Raw genomic sequence first — 14,984 nt, forward strand, 5'->3', positions numbered from 1 at the left:
GAAAGGCAGAACGCCGGGACGTCTGCTGAATCCTTCCGCCTCGCTGTTTCCAGGTGTTCCGGCCGGGGGAGGAGTGACGGCGCGCACGCCTGCGCCCACGGCCCTCCCGGGCGGGCGCGCACCACCCGGGAGGGTGACGAGCCGGAGGTCTGTTCCCGGCGGGTCGGAGGTCCGGTTCGAGCGGGGAGCCACTGGCCGGGTCCGGGCGGGGGCCGGAGGGTCTGTTCCGAGCGGGGAGCCGGAGATCTGCCGTGGCCGCCGGTGGTTCCTGGCCGCCGGCCGTTTCCGGCCGCCGGTGGTTCCTAGCCGCCGGTCGTGATGCGTACCGCGCCCGCGTCCGCCGTGTCCGACCGGTCGCCGTTCTTCGCGTCCGTCGTGTGCCACTGGCCGTCGGTGAGACCGGCGGTCCACTCCCGGCCGGCGTACGCGACCCGCTCGATGTGCAGCGCGGAGGCGTTCGCCACCGCCCAGTGCGCCAGCTGCCAGCCGCGCTGCCGCGCGCTGCGCCCGTCCTCGGCGCCGCCGCGCACCGGCAGCGTCACGGTCCGGCCGTCGGTGACCGAGGCGTGCCGCGGCGCGGGCGTCGGCGTGGCTCCGCGGTCGGCCACCACCGCGCCGGTCTCCTGCAGCACGTCCCGCCCGAAGTCGCGCACCAGCGCGGCCCGCACCGCGTTCGGGCCGGTGGCGGTGGTGGCTGCGGGGCGGCCCTGGCAGGTCAGCGTGGCCGCGGCCTGCCCGGTCAGGGCGGCCGCGAGCAGCGTGGCGTCCGGCTCGTGCTTGGCGTACGCCTCCGGGAAGCCGCTGCGCTGCACCCGCTGCGCGGCCACGGTCAGCGGCAGCCGGGTGTAGTCGGGGACCTCGGCGAGGTGCTCGTAGAAGACGCCCGCCGCGTACGTCGGGTCCATGATCTCCTTCGGGGTGCCCCAGCCCTGCGACGGCCGCTGCTGGAACAGGCCGAGGGAGTCCCGGTCGCCGTGCCGGAGGTTGCGCAGGCCCGACTCCTGCAGGGCGGTCGCCAGCGCGATGGTCACGGCCCGCTCGGGCATGCCCCGCCCGGTGCCGACGGCGGCGATCGTCGCCGCGTTCACCGCCTGCTCCGGCGTGAACTCGTACGACGTGCCGCCGCCGCCCGCGGAGACGACCTTGCAGCCCGGGGCCGCGCCACCCGTCAGGTACTGCACCGTGAGGTAACCCGCGAGCGCGAGCAGGACGGCAACGGCCGCCCCGATCCTGAGGAGGCGGCCACGACGCTTCGAAGTGGGGGACGGCTCTGGCACGCCTACAAGGTACTGGAGACGCAGGGGGTGTTGAGCCAGGTGGCGGGGGGTGTCCGGGCGTCAACGCGCTTCTGCCCCGGGGCGCTTCGTCACCCGGGGGCCGGCGGCCGTTCACCGGACGTCGACGAACCCTTCGCCTGTCGAGCACGGACCGCCCGGCGGGTTAGGGTCGAGGCCATGGCCGATACCCCGCTTGACCTGACGCTGGACGCCGCGCGGCTGACCGCGCAGCTCGTCGACTTCCCCTCGGAGAGCGGCACCGAGAAGCCGCTGGCCGACGCGATCGAGGCCGCGCTGCGCACCCTGCCGCACCTGACGGTCGACCGCCTGGGCAACAACGTCGTCGCCCGCACGCGGCTGGGCCGTTCCGAGCGGGTGATCCTGGCCGGTCACATCGACACCGTTCCCATCGCCGGCAACGTGCCCTCCCGGCTGGACGAGGACGGGGTGCTGTGGGGCTGCGGCACCTGCGACATGAAGTCCGGCGTCGCCGTGCAGCTGCGGATCGCGGCCACCGTCCCCGCCCCCAACCGCGACCTGACCTTCGTCTTCTACGACAACGAGGAGGTCGCCGCGGAGCTGAACGGCCTCAGGCACGTCGCCGAGGCGCACCCGGAGTGGCTGGCGGGCGACTTCGCGGTGCTGCTGGAACCCTCCGACGGCCAGGTCGAGGGCGGCTGCCAGGGCACGCTGCGGGTGCTGCTGAAGACCAAGGGCGAGCGGGCGCACTCCGCGCGCGGCTGGATGGGCTCCAACGCCATCCACGCCGCCGCGCCGATCCTGGCCCGGCTCGCGCAGTACCAGCCGCGGTATCCGGTCATCGACGGCCTGGAGTACCGCGAGGGCCTGAACGCCGTGGGCATCTCCGGCGGCGTGGCGGGCAACGTGATCCCCGACGAGTGCGTGGTCACCGTCAACTTCCGCTACGCGCCGGACCGCACCGAGGAGGAGGCGATCGCCCACGTCCGCGAGGTGTTCGCGGACTGCGGCGTGGAGGAGTTCGTCGTCGACGACCACAGCCCCGGTGCCCTGCCGGGCCTGAACCACCCGGCCGCGGCGGCCTTCGTCGAGGCCGTCGGCGGCACCCCGCAGCCCAAGTACGGCTGGACGGACGTCTCCCGCTTCTCCGCGCTCGGCATCCCGGCCGTCAACTACGGCCCCGGCAACCCGCACTTGGCGCACAAGCGGGACGAGCGCGTGGACACCGCCAAGATCCTCGCGGGCGAGGAGCGGCTGCGGGCCTGGCTGACCGACTGACGGCGGCGACGGCCGGGTGGCGGTGACAGGCGCCCCGGGGCACCGCGGGGCACCACGGAGCGCTGCGGACCGGGCCGCGCCGGGGCACCCCGGGGCGCTGCGCGCCGGACATGCCGAGGTCCCCCTCCCGTAACCCGCGTAGATCTACGCTGAGGTGGAAAGACCGCACACGGAGGGAGCGCACATGGCTACAGGCAACCCCGAGGGCAAGAAGCGGCCACCGGAGGAGCAGCGCCTGGGACCGGTCCTCCGGCGGCGCGGACAGGTCCAGGCGAGCACCACCGACCAGCGGCTGCTGGACGAGCGCGCCCCGACCGACTGGGTGCACACCGACCCCTGGCGGGTGCTGCGCATCCAGTCGGAGTTCATCGAGGGCTTCGGCACGCTGGCCGAACTCCCGCCCGCGATCAGCGTCTTCGGCTCCGCCCGCACGCCGGTGGACTCCGCGGAGTACGAGGCGGGCGTGCGGCTGGGCCGCGGCCTGGTCGAGGCGGGCTTCGCGGTGATCACCGGCGGCGGACCGGGCGCCATGGAGGCCGCGAACAAGGGCGCGTGCGAGGCCGGCGGCATCTCGGTGGGCCTGGGCATCGAGCTGCCCTTCGAGCAGGGCCTGAACCCCTATGTCGACATCGGGCTGAACTTCCGCTACTTCTTCGTCCGCAAGATGATGTTCGTCAAGTACGCCCAGGGCTTCGTGGTCCTGCCCGGCGGCCTGGGCACGCTCGACGAACTCTTCGAGGCGCTCACCCTCGTCCAGACGCAGAAGGTCACCCGCTTCCCGATCGTGCTGTTCGGCAGCGCGTACTGGGGCGGCCTGGTGGACTGGCTCACCCACACCCTCATCGCCGAGGGCAAGGCGTCCAAGGCGGACCTGACCCTGTTCCACGTGACGGACGAGGTGGACGAGGCGGTGGCGCTGGTGTCCAAGGAGGCCGGCCGGTAGGGAGCCGGCCCGGGACGGCGGGGGGACCCCTGTCCGAGACGGCGGCGACCGGAAAGCCCGTCCGGGACGGCGCAGGCGGAACCCTCCGCCCGGGACGGCGAGGCGGAACCCTCCGCCCGGGACGGCGAGGTGGAACCCTCCGCCCGGGACGGCGAGGGGGAACCCTCCGTCCGGGACGGCGAGGTGGAACCCTCCGCCCGGGACGGCGAGGTGGAACCCTGCGTCCGGGACGGCGCAGGCGGAGACCCCCCGCCCGGGACGGGGGGGGCGGAACGCCCGGCCGGCGGCGGAACCCGTGTCCGAGGCGGCGGGGGCCGAACGTCCTACGCCAGCCCCCGCCGGGCCACGGCGGGCGGGCGGTGGCCCGCGATCGACGCCACCATGTCCAGCACCTGCCGGGTCTCGGCGACCTCGTGCACCCGGTAGACCTGCGCCCCCAGCCACGCCGAGACGGCCGTCGTCGCCAGCGTGCCCAGCACCCGCTCCTTGACCGGCTTGTCCAGCGTCTCGCCCACGAAGTCCTTGTTGGACAGGGACACCAGCACCGGCCAGCCGGTGGCCACCATCTCGTCCAGCCGGCGCGTGGCCTCCAGGCTGTGCCGCGTGTTCTTGCCGAAGTCGTGCCCGGGGTCGATCAGCACCGACTCCCGGGGCACGCCGAGGGCCACCGCCCGCTCGGCCAGGCCCAGGGTGACCTTCAGGATGTCGGCCATGACGTCGTCGTACGTCACCCGGTGCGGCCGGGTGCGCGGCTGGGCGCCGCCCGCGTGGGTGCACACCAGCCCCACCTTGTACCGCGCCGCGACCTCGGCCAGCCGCGGGTCCACGCCGCCCCACGCGTCGTTGAGCAGGTCCGCCCCCGCCTCGCAGACCGCCTCGCCGACCTCCGCGCGCCAGGTGTCCACGCTGATCACCACGTCGGGGAACCGCCGCCGCACCTCGGCCACGAAGCCCACCGTGCGCCGGGCCTCCTCCTCGGCCGTGACCTCCTCGCCGGGGCCCGCCTCCCCCCCGCCGATGTCGATGATCGCCGCGCCCTGGGCGACCGCCTGCTCCACGCGGGCCAGGGCCGGCTCGTCGCGGAACGTCGCACCCTGGTCGTAGAAGGAGTCCGGGGTCCGGTTGACGATCGCCATGATCACCGGCTCGTGCGCGCCGAATTCACGCCTGCCCAGCCTGAGCATCCCCTGTGACCTCTTCTCCCGCGATACCTGTGGCCCGCCCGTGCGGGCCGCCTCTTCGGCCGCCTGCGACCCTAACCGTCAGCCTCGCATGGCACGATCGGACCCTGGCACACCCGACCCGTTCGACAGACTCCGTGGGGACCGAAGCGATGGTTATGTTCTTGTTCCTGGTCGTCGCGCTCGCCGTCGTGGTCGCCGCGGTCACGCTCGCCGTGGTCGGCGGGGGCGAGGGAAGCGGCCCGCTGCCCGAGGCGGCGCCCGAGCGGCTGCACGACCCGCTGCCCCCGGATCGCCCGGTGGGCCGCGCGGACGTGGAGAACCTCCGCTTCCCGCTCGCCGTCCGCGGCTACCGCATGGCGGACGTCGACGACGCGCTGAGCCGGCTGGGCGCCGAACTCGCCGAACGCGAGGCCCGGATCGCCGACCTGGAGTCCGCGCTGGCGGGCGCCCGGGCCGCCGTGTCGCAGGCCCGCGCGGACAAGCCCGATGCACAGGAGCAGCAGTGAGCGCAGGAGGAGCGGTGACGGACGCGACCGAGGCGGCCGACGAGGCGCGGGGACCGGCGGCGGAGGCCCCCGTGCCGGGCGGGGCCGGGCCGGTCGCCGGTCCGGACGGCGCCCCGCGCTGCCCCTGGGCGCTGTCCGCGCCCGAGTACGTGGCGTACCACGACGAGGAGTGGGGCCGGCCCGTCCACGGCGACGACGCCCTCTACGAGCGGCTCAGCCTGGAGGCGTTCCAGTCCGGCCTGTCGTGGATCACGATCCTGCGCCGCCGGCCGGGCTTCCGCGCCGCCTTCGCCGGGTTCGAGATCGCCGCGGTGGCGCGGTTCACGGACGCCGACCGGGAGCGGCTGCTCGCCGACACCGGCATCATCCGCAACCGCGCGAAGATCGACGCCACCCTCGCCAACGCCCGGGTGCTCGCCGAGTGGTCCCCCGGCGAGCTGGACGCCCTCATCTGGTCCCACGCCCCCGACCCGACCGGCCGCCCGGCGCCGCGGACCCTCGCGGACGTCCCCGCGGTCACCCCCGAGTCCACGGCCCTGTCCAAGGCGCTGAAGAAGCGCGGCCTGCGCTTCGTCGGCCCGACGACGGCGTACGCGCTGATGCAGGCCTGCGGACTGGTCGACGACCACCTCGCCGACTGCGTGGCCCGCCGCCCCTGACCGGCGGTCCGGGGCGGCGGCGGCGCGGCCCGTCCCGGCCTCAGCGGCCCAGGTACGTCGGCTTCTCCTTGTTCACGAACGCCTGCACGGCGATCGCGTGGTCCTCGGACTGCCCGGCCCGCGTCTGCAGTTCGTCCTCCTTCTCCAGCGTCTCGGTCAGGGAGTGCGTCAGCCCGTAGGCCACCGACTCCTTCAGCGCCGCGTACGCCAGCGTCGGACCCTGGGCCAGGGCACGCGCCGTCCTCTCGGCCTCGGCGCGCAGCTCGGCCGCCGGTACGACCCGGTTGGCGATGCCCAGCTCGTACGCCTCCTGGGCGGTGATGCTGCGCGGGAAGAGCAGCAGGTCGGTGGCGCGGCTCGGGCCGACCACCCGCGGCAGCGTCCAGGAGACGCCGGAGTCGGCGGTGAGCGCCACGCCCGCGAAGGAGGTGGTGAAGGACGCCGTGTCCGCGACGATCCGGTGGTCGGCGGCGAGCGCGAAGCCGAAGCCCGCCCCGGCGGCCACGCCGTTGACCGCGGCGACGACCGGCTTGGGCGCCCCGGCCAGCGCCCGCACGATCGGGTTGTAGTGCTCCTTCACCGTGCTCATCGTCTGCCCCGACCCGGTCTGCCGGTCGCTGTGCAGCAGTCCGATGTGCTCCTTGAGGTCCTGGCCGACGCAGAACGCCCGGTCCCCGGCGGCGGTCAGCAGGATCGCGCGCACCGCGCCGTCGGCCGCGGCGGCCTCGGCCGCGTCCCGCAGGGCGGCCTTCGTCGCGATGTTCAGCGCGTTCATCGCCTCCGGGCGGTTCAGCGTGATCGTCGCCAGTCCGTCGCTGACCTCGTAGAGCACGGTGTCGGCCATGGGGCATCCCCTCCGGTGTCACGGCTGGGACGTACCGCTCGGTACGTCCTGGGTTCGAAGGACAGCATGACGGAGATCACCGGTCCCGGCGCGGCGCGCTCGTGTGACCTGCGTCAAAGAAATCCGGCACGCGGGCGGACGCGGGGTGTGCGGGCCGGCGCGAAGTATCGCAGCCACATCCCCGAATTGAGTGGTTTTGCTCGCGTGCGTTGCCCAAGCGATGCGGACTGATGTTGGTCATCGGGTCCTGGGATGCGGGATAATGGCTGGGAAGCAATGTGTTCGATGCCGGTGTCGCGTGTCCGGGGCCGTTGCGGGCGAGGACCGCGCGCGTGCCCTTCGATGGGCTGTCGGCTTAGACGATGAGCTGGGTTTCAGGAAGGGGAACGAGCATGGCGGCCATGAAGCCGCGGACGGGCGATGGCCCGCTCGAGGTGACCAAGGAGGGGCGGGGCATCGTCATGCGCGTTCCGCTCGAAGGCGGCGGTCGGCTCGTCGTCGAGCTGACCCCTGACGAGGCCGACGCGCTCGGCGACGCCCTGAAGAAGGTCGTCGGCTGACGCGCAAGCGACCATACCGTTTTCAGTCGCCCCGGCATCGTACGCGGTGCCGGGGCGGCTGTTTTTCCCGGGGCCCGGAAACGTCTCCGCGGAGCCCACGACCCTTTACCCTGGCCCCGCGAGCCTTTTCCCGGACCCGCGCGAACGGCTGCGCTGCGGGTGTCCCGAACGGCTCCGCTTCCGCCGGGTGCCCACGGCGTGCGCCCCGCGCGGCGGTCAGCGTTTGACCGCGCACAGCAGGCCGTCGCCCACCGGCAGCAGCGACGGCATCAGCTCGTCGCTCTCGCGCACCGTGCGCAGCAGCTCCCGCAGCCGCAGCACTTCCGTGGGCTGGGGCCCGGAGTCCACCGTGCGCCCGTGCGCGAAGACCCCCTCGAAGACCACCAGGCCGCCCGGCCGCAGCAGCCGCATCGATTCGGTCAGGTACTCCGGGAACTCCAGCCGGTCGCCGTCGCAGAACACCAGGTCGTAACCGGCGTCCGCGAGCCGCGGCAGCACCTCCAGGGCGCGGCCGGGGATGAAGCGGGCGCGGTTGCCGGCGAAGCCGGCGGCGCGGAACGCCTGCCGGGCGGACTGCTGGTGCTCCGGCTCGGTGTCCACGGTGGTCAGCACGCCGTCCGGGCGCATGCCGTGCAGCAGGTGGATGCCGGAGACCCCGGTACCGGTGCCGATCTCCGCGACCGCCTTGGCGTCCACGGTGGCGGCGAGCAGGCGCAGCGCCGCGCCCGCGCTGGGCGACACCGAGCGCAGGCCCGCCTCGCGGGCCCGGTCGCGGGCCCAGCGCAGTGCGTCGTCCTCGGCGACATAGGCGTCGGCGAACGCCCAGCTCGCCTGCCGGTTGCCGGTAATGACCCTCTCCTGTCCCCGTGTGTGCCTGGGCGTGACTGTATCCGCTGGGCCGGGAACCCGCAGATGGGACCGGTCGTTCGAAGGGGTGGGAAGGCGGCCGCGGAAGACGTCCGGGGCCCGACGGGGGGCAGGGGATGGAACGGGACGGTGAGCAAGTGCCGACGCAGCAGCACGAGCCGTGGCAGCCCGTGTCAAATTCTCGTAAAACCGCTTATCCGGAGCTAACGGACGAGGTGGCTATGGTAGGGGCTCCACTGGACACCACCAGAGCCGACAGGGGAGGTGCGGCCGTGCCTGTGGATCGGGGAGGAGTGCTGCGGCGCTTTCTCGGATCGGCGGGCAGGCCGAAATCCGTGAACGACACCGCTGCTGACGCGAGCCACGCCGAGCGCTGCGCCCAGACCGCGACCTTCTCCAGCGACGCGGACGGGCAGGCGTGGACTCCGCCCACCTGGGAGGAGATCGTCAGCACCCACAGCGGCCGCGTGTACCGCCTCGCCTACCGCCTCACCGGCAACCAGCACGACGCCGAGGACCTCACCCAGGAGGTCTTCGTCCGCGTCTTCCGCTCGCTGTCGACCTACACCCCGGGCACCTTCGAGGGCTGGCTGCACCGCATCACCACCAACCTCTTCCTCGACATGGTCCGCCGCAAGCAGCGCATCCGCTTCGACGCGCTCGGCGAGGACGCGGCCGAGCGGCTGGCCAGCAAGGAACCCACCCCCCAGCAGCTGTTCAACGACGCCCACTTCGACGCGGACATCCAGCAGGCCCTGGACACCCTGGCGCCGGAGTTCCGCGCCGCGGTCGTCCTGTGCGACATCGAGGGCCTGTCCTACGAGGAGATCGCCGCGACCCTGGGCGTCAAGCTCGGCACCGTGCGCTCCCGCATCCACCGCGGCCGCTCCCAGCTGCGCAAGGCCCTCGCGCACCGCTCGCCCGAGGCCCGCGCCGAGCGCCGCCGCTTCGTGCCCCGTGTTCCCGCACTGGGGGGAGGGGGCGCGACCGCGTGAGTGGATCACGACCCAACCCCGCCGCGAGCGGGCTCGCCGAGCAGCACCTGGGAGACCGGCTCTCCGCCCTGGTGGACGGAGAACTCGGTCCGGACGCGCGCGAGCGCGTGCTGGCGCACGTCGCCACCTGCCCGAAGTGCAAGGCGGAGGTCGACGCACAGCGCCGGCTGAAGAACGTCTTCGCCGAGGCGGCCCCCCCGCCTCCTTCCGAGAGCTTCCTGGCCCGCCTGCAGGGGCTGCCCTGGGGAGGCGACCCCGAGGGCGGCGGCCCGCCGCCGGGCGGGGGAGGACCGCCGGGCGCGCTCCCCGGACCGGGACGGTCCGGGGCCTTGGGCGTGTTCGGCGTCAAGCGCGGCGAGCCGTTCGAGTTCGGCTACGTCCCCGCCCGCCCGCATCTGTCCGAGCCCGCACCGCAGCGCTCCGGCGGCTTTCGCGTCCACCCCGTCGGCCGGCCCGAGGGCGAGCGTTCGGCCCTGCGCGGTCTGAGGTTCGCCTTCGTCGCCGCCGGGGCGGTGTCGCTGGCCGCGCTCGCGCTGGGCGGAGTGACCACGGGCACGATGGCCGGCACCGCCGCCGAGGCACGCGGCGGTTCGGGGGCCGGCAGCAATGTGACCCCGGCGCGCCCGGCCGGCGCGGCGGCGGCGACGGGCCAGGAGGCGACGCGGTCGCGCCGGCCGGCGGGGCCGCCGCCGGCGCAGGGCCGGCCGACCTCCTCCGGTGCGCAGGCCGCGGCGCCCACCTCGCTGTCCGCGCCGCTGCTCCCCGGCATTCCCGCGCAGGCCGCCGGGCGCCCCCAGGGGGCGATACGGCCCCTGCCCCCCCCGCCGCCGGTGCTCGCCGGCGCCGCGGTGATGTCCCCGCTGATGCGCCCGCTGCTCGCCCGGCCGCCGATCTCCCTGACCGCCTGGTCCGCCGACCCGCATCTCACCGCGGACGGGCTCCTGACGGCGCCCGCCCCGGGCCCGACGTCCACGGCCTCTTCGGCCACCCCGTCCCCCGGCTCGCCCGCGACCCACTGACCGGCGCCGGCCGCCCGCCCGCGCGGGGGCCGGCCCCTCCGGCGACTGCAGCCAACATCACAGGCACGCCCGGCGCGCACCGCGACACGGGACAACGCACGTCGTCCGCAAGGCGAACAACCGGGAAAACTGGTCGTGTACACGCACTCCGACACTGCGGGACGGTACCCGTGGGACACCTGGGCCGGGTACCGTGGATCCGGCCCGGACCACGGAAAGACCCGCACACACCGGACCACCGGAGGCCCGAGGACCACGGACATCGCAAGGAGCTTCAGGTGTTCAACGACATAGGACTGCCCGAGCTGGCGGCGATCATCGTCCTCGGCATGCTCGTGTTCGGTCCGGACAAGCTCCCGAAGGTCATCCAGGACGTGATGCGCACGATCCGGAAGATCCGTGAGTTCTCGGAGAGCGCCAAGCAGGACATCCGCAAGGAGCTGGGCCCGGAGTTCAAGGACTTCGAGTTCGAGGACCTCAACCCCAAGACGTTCCTGCGCAAGCAGCTGGAGAACGACGACCTGGGGCTGAAGGAGATCCGCAACGGCTTCGACCTGAAGAAGGAGATGGCCGAGGTCGCGGACGCCGTGCACAGCTACGACACCGACCCCGCGCCGTCGGCCCTGCCCTCCGCCTCCGGCTCGTCGTCCGCCGCGCCGGGCGGCCGGGTGGACATGACCAAGAAGCCCGCCTCCCCGGGCCGCGACGACCGCCCGCCCTTCGACGCCGACGCCACCTGACCCGTACGGCGGCACCCCGGCGCCCGCCCGCCGGAAGGCGGACGCCGGGCCCTGAAGGCCCCGCGTACCCCCTCCCGGCGACCCACGCGCCGGGCGCTTTCCCGGCTGCCCGAGGCGGGCTCGATATGCTGCCGAGTTGTTGTGCGGACCGCAGGAGTACGCCCGAAGGGGGGCGGGCCGCCGCGGTCCGACGAGAGCGAGGAGGCGTCCGGGCAGATGGAGACGACGAGTAGGGCGGTCGCGCAGGCACCGGCCGCGGAGGACGGACCACAACTCCCCTCCGGGCGGCGCACGGTCGACGACTACCTGCTGGCGCCCTTCCCGTGGTACGGCCTCGACGAGGCGTTCACGGGTCCGCGCTGGCTGATGCAGGTCGGCACCTCGGCCGACGACTCCGTGGAACACGGTTCACTCGGGCACGGCGACGCGCCGTCGGTGCGCAACGAGTTCGTCTCCGGCTCCCCGGAGGAGCCCAGGGAGAAGTTCGCGGTCGTCGTCACCGTCGCCGCCCATCCCGAGCGCCGGCTGTCCGACGGCACCGGCCAGCTGGAGGCGACCTCCGTCTCCTCGGCGGCCTGGCTGGCCGGGGTGGGGCTGCTGTCGTTCACCTGGCCGCTGCAGATGGACCACGCCCTGCGCGACGACTGGCTGGAACAGCAGACCGAGACGGCGTGGGTGCTCGCCGACGACCTGGACGGGCCGGACTGGACGACGCTCTCGCTGCCCGTGGACGGCGTCCCGTCCCCCTTCCACTACCGCGAGTCCGAGTTCGGCTGGGTGCTCGCCGGCACGACCTCGCAGGGCGTGCACCTGGGGGCGTACGGCAGGGGAATGAGCGCGTACGGCCTGGGATTCTCCGTGGTGAAGGACATCACCGCCTACGCGTGAGCCGCCCCCGGGCCGACGGCGAAGGGCGCCGCCCCGGCGGGACGGCGCCCTTGCTCGTCACCTCGTCGCAGGCGGCCCTGTGCGGGCCGCAGGGCCGCTAGAACTTGTTCTTCGGGGTGATGCCCAGCGACAGGCCCGCCAGGCCCCGCTGACGGCCGCCGAGCTTGCCCGCGATGGCGCGCAGCGCGGCGCCCGCGGGGGAGTCGGGGTCGCTCAGCACGACCGGCTTGCCCTCGTCGCCGCCCTCGCGCAGCCGCACGTCGATCGGGATGGACCCGAGGACCGGTACCGATGTGCCCGTCGTACGGGTCAGGCCGTCCGCGACCAGCTGGCCGCCGCCCGTGCCGAAGACGTCGACCATCTCGCCGCAGTGCGGGCAGGGCAGGCCGGACATGTTCTCGACCACGCCGACGATCTTCTGGTGGGTCTGCACGGCGATGGACCCGGCCCGCTCGGCCACCTCGGCGGCGGCCTGCTGAGGGGTCGTCACGACCAGGATCTCGGCGTTCGGGATCAGCTGGGCCACGGAGATGGCGATGTCGCCGGTGCCGGGCGGCAGGTCGAGGAGCAGCACGTCCAGGTCGCCCCAGTACACGTCCGCCAGGAACTGCTGCAGCGCGCGGTGCAGCATCGGGCCGCGCCAGACCACCGGCGCGTTGCCCGGGGTGAACATGCCGATGGAGATGACCTTCACGCCGTTCGCCGACGGCGGCATGATCATGTTCTCGACCTGGGTGGGACGGCCGTCGGCGCCCAGCATGCGCGGCACCGAGTGGCCGTAGATGTCGGCGTCCACGACACCGACCTTCAGGCCGTCGGCGGCCATCGCCGCCGCCAGGTTCACCGTCACCGAGGACTTGCCGACGCCGCCCTTGCCGGAGGCGACCGCGTAGACCCGGGTGAGGTTGCCGGGCTTGGCGAAGGGCACCTCGCGCTCGGCCTGGCCGCCGCGCAGAGCCGCCGCCAGCTCCCGGCGCTGCTCGTCGCTCATCACGTCCAGTGTGACGTCCACCCGGGTGACGCCCTCGACGCGCGAGACCGCCTCGGTGACGCGCTGGGTGATCGTCTCGCGCATCGGGCAGCCGGAGACCGTCAGGTACACGGTGACCGCGACGGCGCCGTCGGCGCCGATCTGAACCGATTTGACCATCCCGAGGTCGGTGATGGGTCGGTTGATCTCGGGGTCGTTCACCGTCGCCAGTGCTTCGCGCACCGCGTCTTCCGTAGCCATACCGACGATGGTACGGCGCGCGGCGGCGGCCCCGGGACCCCTGTCAGCGGTCGTCCACGTCACGTCCGCCGGGGTGTTCTGCCGGGATGGCCGGGAATACGCCCTGCCGGCTCTCCTGGTGCTGCCGGTGCTGCCCGTCGCCGTCGGCCCGGAGTTCCTCCAGTTCCTTGACGAGGTCCTGCAGCTCGGAGCGGATCCAGTCGCGGGTGGCCACCTCGCCCAGGCCCATGCGCAGCGCGGCGATCTCCCGGGTGAGGTACTCGGTGTCGGCGATGGACCGCTCGTTCTGCTTGCGGTCCTGTTCGAGGTTGACCCGGTCCCGGTCGTCCTGCCGGTTCTGCGCCAGCAGGATCAGCGGGGCGGCGTAGGACGCCTGCAGGGACAGCGCCAGCGTCAGGAAGATGAACGGGTACTCGTCGAAGCGCAGGTGGCGGGGGGCGGCGACGTTCCACACCACCCACACCAGGATCACCACCGTCATCCAGACCAGGAACCGCCCGGTGCCGATGAAGCGGGCGATGCGCTCCGACATCCGGCCGAAGGCGTCCGGGTCCCACTCGGGCAGCAGCCGGCGCCGGGGCGGGCGCGGCTGGTCCAGCCGGCTGCCCCGGGGCCGGCCGGTGGCGGTGGCGCCCGCCGGGTGCCGCTCGCGGGCGGCGTCGCGTTCAGCCGCCATGGGAAGCCGCCCCCTCGTCCAGGTGGTACTCGGTCTCCCGCCAGTCCTCCGGCAGCATGTGGTCCAGGACGTCGTCCACGGTGATGACGCCCAGCAGCGAGCCGGCCTCGTCCACGACGGGTGCGGCCACCATGTCGTAGGTGGCGAAGAACCCGGCGACGACCGGCAGCGCCGCGTCGGGCGCGAGCGGTTGCAGGTCGTCGTCGACGAGGGCGCTGACCAGGCTGTAGGGCGGGTCGCGCAGCAGCCGCTGGAAGTGGACCGTGCCGAGGTACTTGCCGGTGGGGGTCTCGTCGGGCGGGCGGCAGACGTAGACCTGGGCGGCCAGCGCGGGGGACAGGTCGGGGTTGCGGACCCGGGCGAGCGCGTCGGCGACGGTGGCGTCCGGGCGCAGCACGATCGGTTCGGTCGTCATCAGACCGCCCGCGGTGTGCTCCTCGTACGACATCAGCCGGCGCATGTCGGCCGCGTCGCCGGGCTGCATCAGGCCCAGCAGCCGCTCCCGTTCCTCCACGGGCAGCTCGCCCAGCAGGTCGGCCGCGTCGTCGGGGTCCATCGCCTCCAGCACGTCGGCGGCGCGTTCCTCCTGGAGCTTGCCGAGGATCTCGATCTGGTCGTCCTCCGGAAGCTCTTCGAGGACGTCGGCGAGCCGGTCGTCGTCCAGGGCGGCGGCGACCTCCGCGCGCCGCTTGGCGGACAGATGGTGCAGCACGTTGGCCAGGTCGGCGGGGCGCAGCTGCTCGAAGGTGGCGAGCAGGGTCTCCGCGCCCTGCCCGTGCTCCTCCAGGGAGAACCCGGTGACCGCGGACCACTCCACCGTCAGCGTCTCCCCCCTGCCGCGCCGGAAGGCGCCGCCCTTGCGGCCCTTGCGGACGAAGACCCGGTCGACCTCCCAGTCCCGGCGGGCGGGCAGCTGCTGCACCGACAGGTCCAGCACCGTCACCTCCTCGCCGGTCTCCACCAGCTTCACCCGCCGGTCCAGCAGTTCGCCGAAGACCAGCCGTTCGGTGGGCCGCTGCTCGAAGCGCCGGACGTTGAGCACGCCGGTGGTGAGGACCTGGCCGGACTCGATGCTGGTCACCCGGGTCATGGGCAGGAAGATGCGGCGGCGGGTGGGCAGTTCGACGACCAGCCCGAGCAGCCGCGGCGGCCGGCGCCCGACGCGCAGCATGACGACCAGATCGCGCACGCGCCCCACTTGGTCGCCGTTGGGGTCGAAGGCGGCGACGCCGGACAGGTGCGAGACGAAGATCCGGGGGGCGCCCGCTGCCATGGCCGCGCCTCCTTTGCGTGCTCCGTGATGCGCGAGGCATCGGGTGGGTGGGATGGGTTTCTTTT

16 protein-coding genes are annotated in these 14,984 nt (G+C 73.7%); 9 read left to right on the forward strand and 7 right to left on the reverse strand.

Features of this window, described 5'->3' with window-relative positions:
• Nucleotides 1-302 precede the first annotated feature (302 nt).
• Nucleotides 303-1,277, reverse strand: coding sequence for a VldE C-terminal domain-containing protein (locus GV126_RS21230; protein WP_159669221.1), 975 nt, complete (start codon nucleotides 1,275-1,277; stop codon nucleotides 303-305).
• 177 nt (nucleotides 1,278-1,454) lie between these two features.
• Between GV126_RS21230 and dapE the strand changes: the two genes are divergently transcribed.
• Together dapE and GV126_RS21240 are read left to right on the forward strand one after the other, a co-directional pair.
• A complete protein-coding gene (gene dapE / locus GV126_RS21235) occupies nucleotides 1,455-2,534 on the forward strand; it encodes a succinyl-diaminopimelate desuccinylase (RefSeq protein WP_159669224.1) in 1,080 nt (359 codons plus the stop codon).
• Between the two features lie 184 nt (nucleotides 2,535-2,718).
• On the forward strand, nucleotides 2,719-3,477 hold the full coding sequence (locus GV126_RS21240; protein WP_159669227.1) for an LOG family protein: 759 nt from the start codon (nucleotides 2,719-2,721) through the stop codon (nucleotides 3,475-3,477).
• 323 nt (nucleotides 3,478-3,800) lie between these two features.
• Here the strand turns inward: GV126_RS21240 and folP are convergent, their stop codons facing one another.
• Nucleotides 3,801-4,661: a dihydropteroate synthase gene (gene folP, locus GV126_RS21245; protein WP_159669230.1), complete on the reverse strand. Its 861-nt coding sequence runs from the start codon at nucleotides 4,659-4,661 to the stop codon at nucleotides 3,801-3,803.
• Nucleotides 4,662-4,810: 149 nt separating this feature from the next.
• Between folP and GV126_RS21250 the strand changes: the two genes are divergently transcribed.
• Nucleotides 4,811-5,167: a DivIVA domain-containing protein gene (locus GV126_RS21250; protein WP_159669233.1), complete on the forward strand. Its 357-nt coding sequence runs from the start codon at nucleotides 4,811-4,813 to the stop codon at nucleotides 5,165-5,167.
• A 71-nt stretch (nucleotides 5,168-5,238) separates the two neighbouring features.
• Nucleotides 5,239-5,826 (forward strand): DNA-3-methyladenine glycosylase I, encoded by a 588-nt coding sequence (locus GV126_RS21255; RefSeq protein WP_159673941.1) that lies wholly within the window; start codon nucleotides 5,239-5,241, stop codon nucleotides 5,824-5,826.
• A gap of 40 nt (nucleotides 5,827-5,866) precedes the next feature.
• Here GV126_RS21255 and chcB read toward each other — a convergent pair whose 3' ends face one another.
• Nucleotides 5,867-6,670, reverse strand: a complete 804-nt coding sequence (gene chcB, locus GV126_RS21260) for a 2-cyclohexenylcarbonyl CoA isomerase (protein ID WP_159669235.1) — start codon at nucleotides 6,668-6,670, stop codon at nucleotides 5,867-5,869.
• Nucleotides 6,671-7,062: 392 nt separating this feature from the next.
• Here chcB and GV126_RS21265 point away from each other — a divergent pair, with 392 nt between their 5' ends.
• Nucleotides 7,063-7,230, forward strand: a complete 168-nt coding sequence (locus GV126_RS21265) for a DUF3117 domain-containing protein (protein WP_003966491.1) — start codon at nucleotides 7,063-7,065, stop codon at nucleotides 7,228-7,230.
• Nucleotides 7,231-7,446: 216 nt separating this feature from the next.
• On the opposite strand, the gene GV126_RS21270 is transcribed toward GV126_RS21265, so the two are convergent.
• Nucleotides 7,447-8,142, reverse strand: coding sequence for an O-methyltransferase (locus tag GV126_RS21270; protein ID WP_159673943.1), 696 nt, complete (start codon nucleotides 8,140-8,142; stop codon nucleotides 7,447-7,449).
• Nucleotides 8,143-8,390: 248 nt separating this feature from the next.
• Between GV126_RS21270 and sigE the strand changes: the two genes are divergently transcribed.
• The 4 genes from sigE (at nucleotide 8,391) to GV126_RS21290 (ending at nucleotide 11,739) form a co-directional block, all read left to right on the forward strand.
• The gene (gene sigE / locus GV126_RS21275) at nucleotides 8,391-9,092 is read left to right on the forward strand and encodes an RNA polymerase sigma factor SigE (protein ID WP_159673945.1); all 702 of its coding nucleotides are present in this window, start codon (nucleotides 8,391-8,393) and stop codon (nucleotides 9,090-9,092) included.
• Nucleotides 9,089-10,111, forward strand: a complete 1,023-nt coding sequence (locus tag GV126_RS21280) for an anti-sigma factor family protein (protein ID WP_159669238.1) — start codon at nucleotides 9,089-9,091, stop codon at nucleotides 10,109-10,111. Before sigE ends, GV126_RS21280 begins: the two co-directional genes overlap by 4 nt.
• A gap of 278 nt (nucleotides 10,112-10,389) precedes the next feature.
• Entirely contained in the window at nucleotides 10,390-10,851 is a 462-nt protein-coding gene (locus GV126_RS21285; RefSeq protein ID WP_159669241.1) for a sec-independent translocase, read from the forward strand.
• Between the two features lie 216 nt (nucleotides 10,852-11,067).
• Nucleotides 11,068-11,739: a hypothetical protein gene (locus GV126_RS21290; protein ID WP_202036141.1), complete on the forward strand. Its 672-nt coding sequence runs from the start codon at nucleotides 11,068-11,070 to the stop codon at nucleotides 11,737-11,739.
• Nucleotides 11,740-11,836: 97 nt separating this feature from the next.
• Here GV126_RS21290 and GV126_RS21295 read toward each other — a convergent pair whose 3' ends face one another.
• The 3 genes from GV126_RS21295 to GV126_RS21305 are packed head-to-tail and all read right to left on the reverse strand — an operon-like array spanning nucleotide 11,837 to nucleotide 14,919.
• On the reverse strand, nucleotides 11,837-12,970 hold the full coding sequence (locus GV126_RS21295; protein ID WP_159669247.1) for an Mrp/NBP35 family ATP-binding protein: 1,134 nt from the start codon (nucleotides 12,968-12,970) through the stop codon (nucleotides 11,837-11,839).
• Nucleotides 12,971-13,013: 43 nt separating this feature from the next.
• The gene (locus tag GV126_RS21300; protein ID WP_159669250.1) at nucleotides 13,014-13,646 is read right to left on the reverse strand and encodes a DUF1003 domain-containing protein; all 633 of its coding nucleotides are present in this window, start codon (nucleotides 13,644-13,646) and stop codon (nucleotides 13,014-13,016) included.
• Nucleotides 13,636-14,919, reverse strand: coding sequence for a magnesium transporter MgtE N-terminal domain-containing protein (locus GV126_RS21305; RefSeq protein ID WP_159669253.1), 1,284 nt, complete (start codon nucleotides 14,917-14,919; stop codon nucleotides 13,636-13,638). Before GV126_RS21305 ends, GV126_RS21300 begins: the two co-directional genes overlap by 11 nt.
• Nucleotides 14,920-14,984: the final 65 nt, after the last annotated feature.

This window comes from Streptomyces mexicanus, assembly GCF_902506575.1.
Classification (GTDB): Bacteria; Actinomycetota; Actinomycetes; order Streptomycetales; family Streptomycetaceae; genus Streptomyces; species Streptomyces mexicanus.

What these genes read in the sequence shown, in the direction of transcription:
- GV126_RS21250 (WP_159669233.1), top strand. Translation starts at nt 4,811, where the DNA reads ATGGTTATGTTCTTGTTCCTGGTCGTCGCGCTCGCCGTCGTGGTCGCC.
- GV126_RS21240 (WP_159669227.1), top strand. Translation starts at nt 2,719, where the DNA reads ATGGCTACAGGCAACCCCGAGGGCAAGAAGCGGCCACCGGAGGAGCAG.
- GV126_RS21300 (WP_159669250.1), bottom strand. Translation starts at nt 13,646, where the DNA reads ATGGCGGCTGAACGCGACGCCGCCCGCGAGCGGCACCCGGCGGGCGCC.
- GV126_RS21305 (WP_159669253.1), bottom strand. Translation starts at nt 14,919, where the DNA reads ATGGCAGCGGGCGCCCCCCGGATCTTCGTCTCGCACCTGTCCGGCGTC.
- GV126_RS21265 (WP_003966491.1), top strand. Translation starts at nt 7,063, where the DNA reads ATGGCGGCCATGAAGCCGCGGACGGGCGATGGCCCGCTCGAGGTGACC.
- folP (WP_159669230.1), bottom strand. Translation starts at nt 4,661, where the DNA reads ATGCTCAGGCTGGGCAGGCGTGAATTCGGCGCGCACGAGCCGGTGATC.
- chcB (WP_159669235.1), bottom strand. Translation starts at nt 6,670, where the DNA reads ATGGCCGACACCGTGCTCTACGAGGTCAGCGACGGACTGGCGACGATC.
- GV126_RS21290 (WP_202036141.1), top strand. Translation starts at nt 11,068, where the DNA reads ATGGAGACGACGAGTAGGGCGGTCGCGCAGGCACCGGCCGCGGAGGAC.
- dapE (WP_159669224.1), top strand. Translation starts at nt 1,455, where the DNA reads ATGGCCGATACCCCGCTTGACCTGACGCTGGACGCCGCGCGGCTGACC.
- GV126_RS21295 (WP_159669247.1), bottom strand. Translation starts at nt 12,970, where the DNA reads ATGGCTACGGAAGACGCGGTGCGCGAAGCACTGGCGACGGTGAACGAC.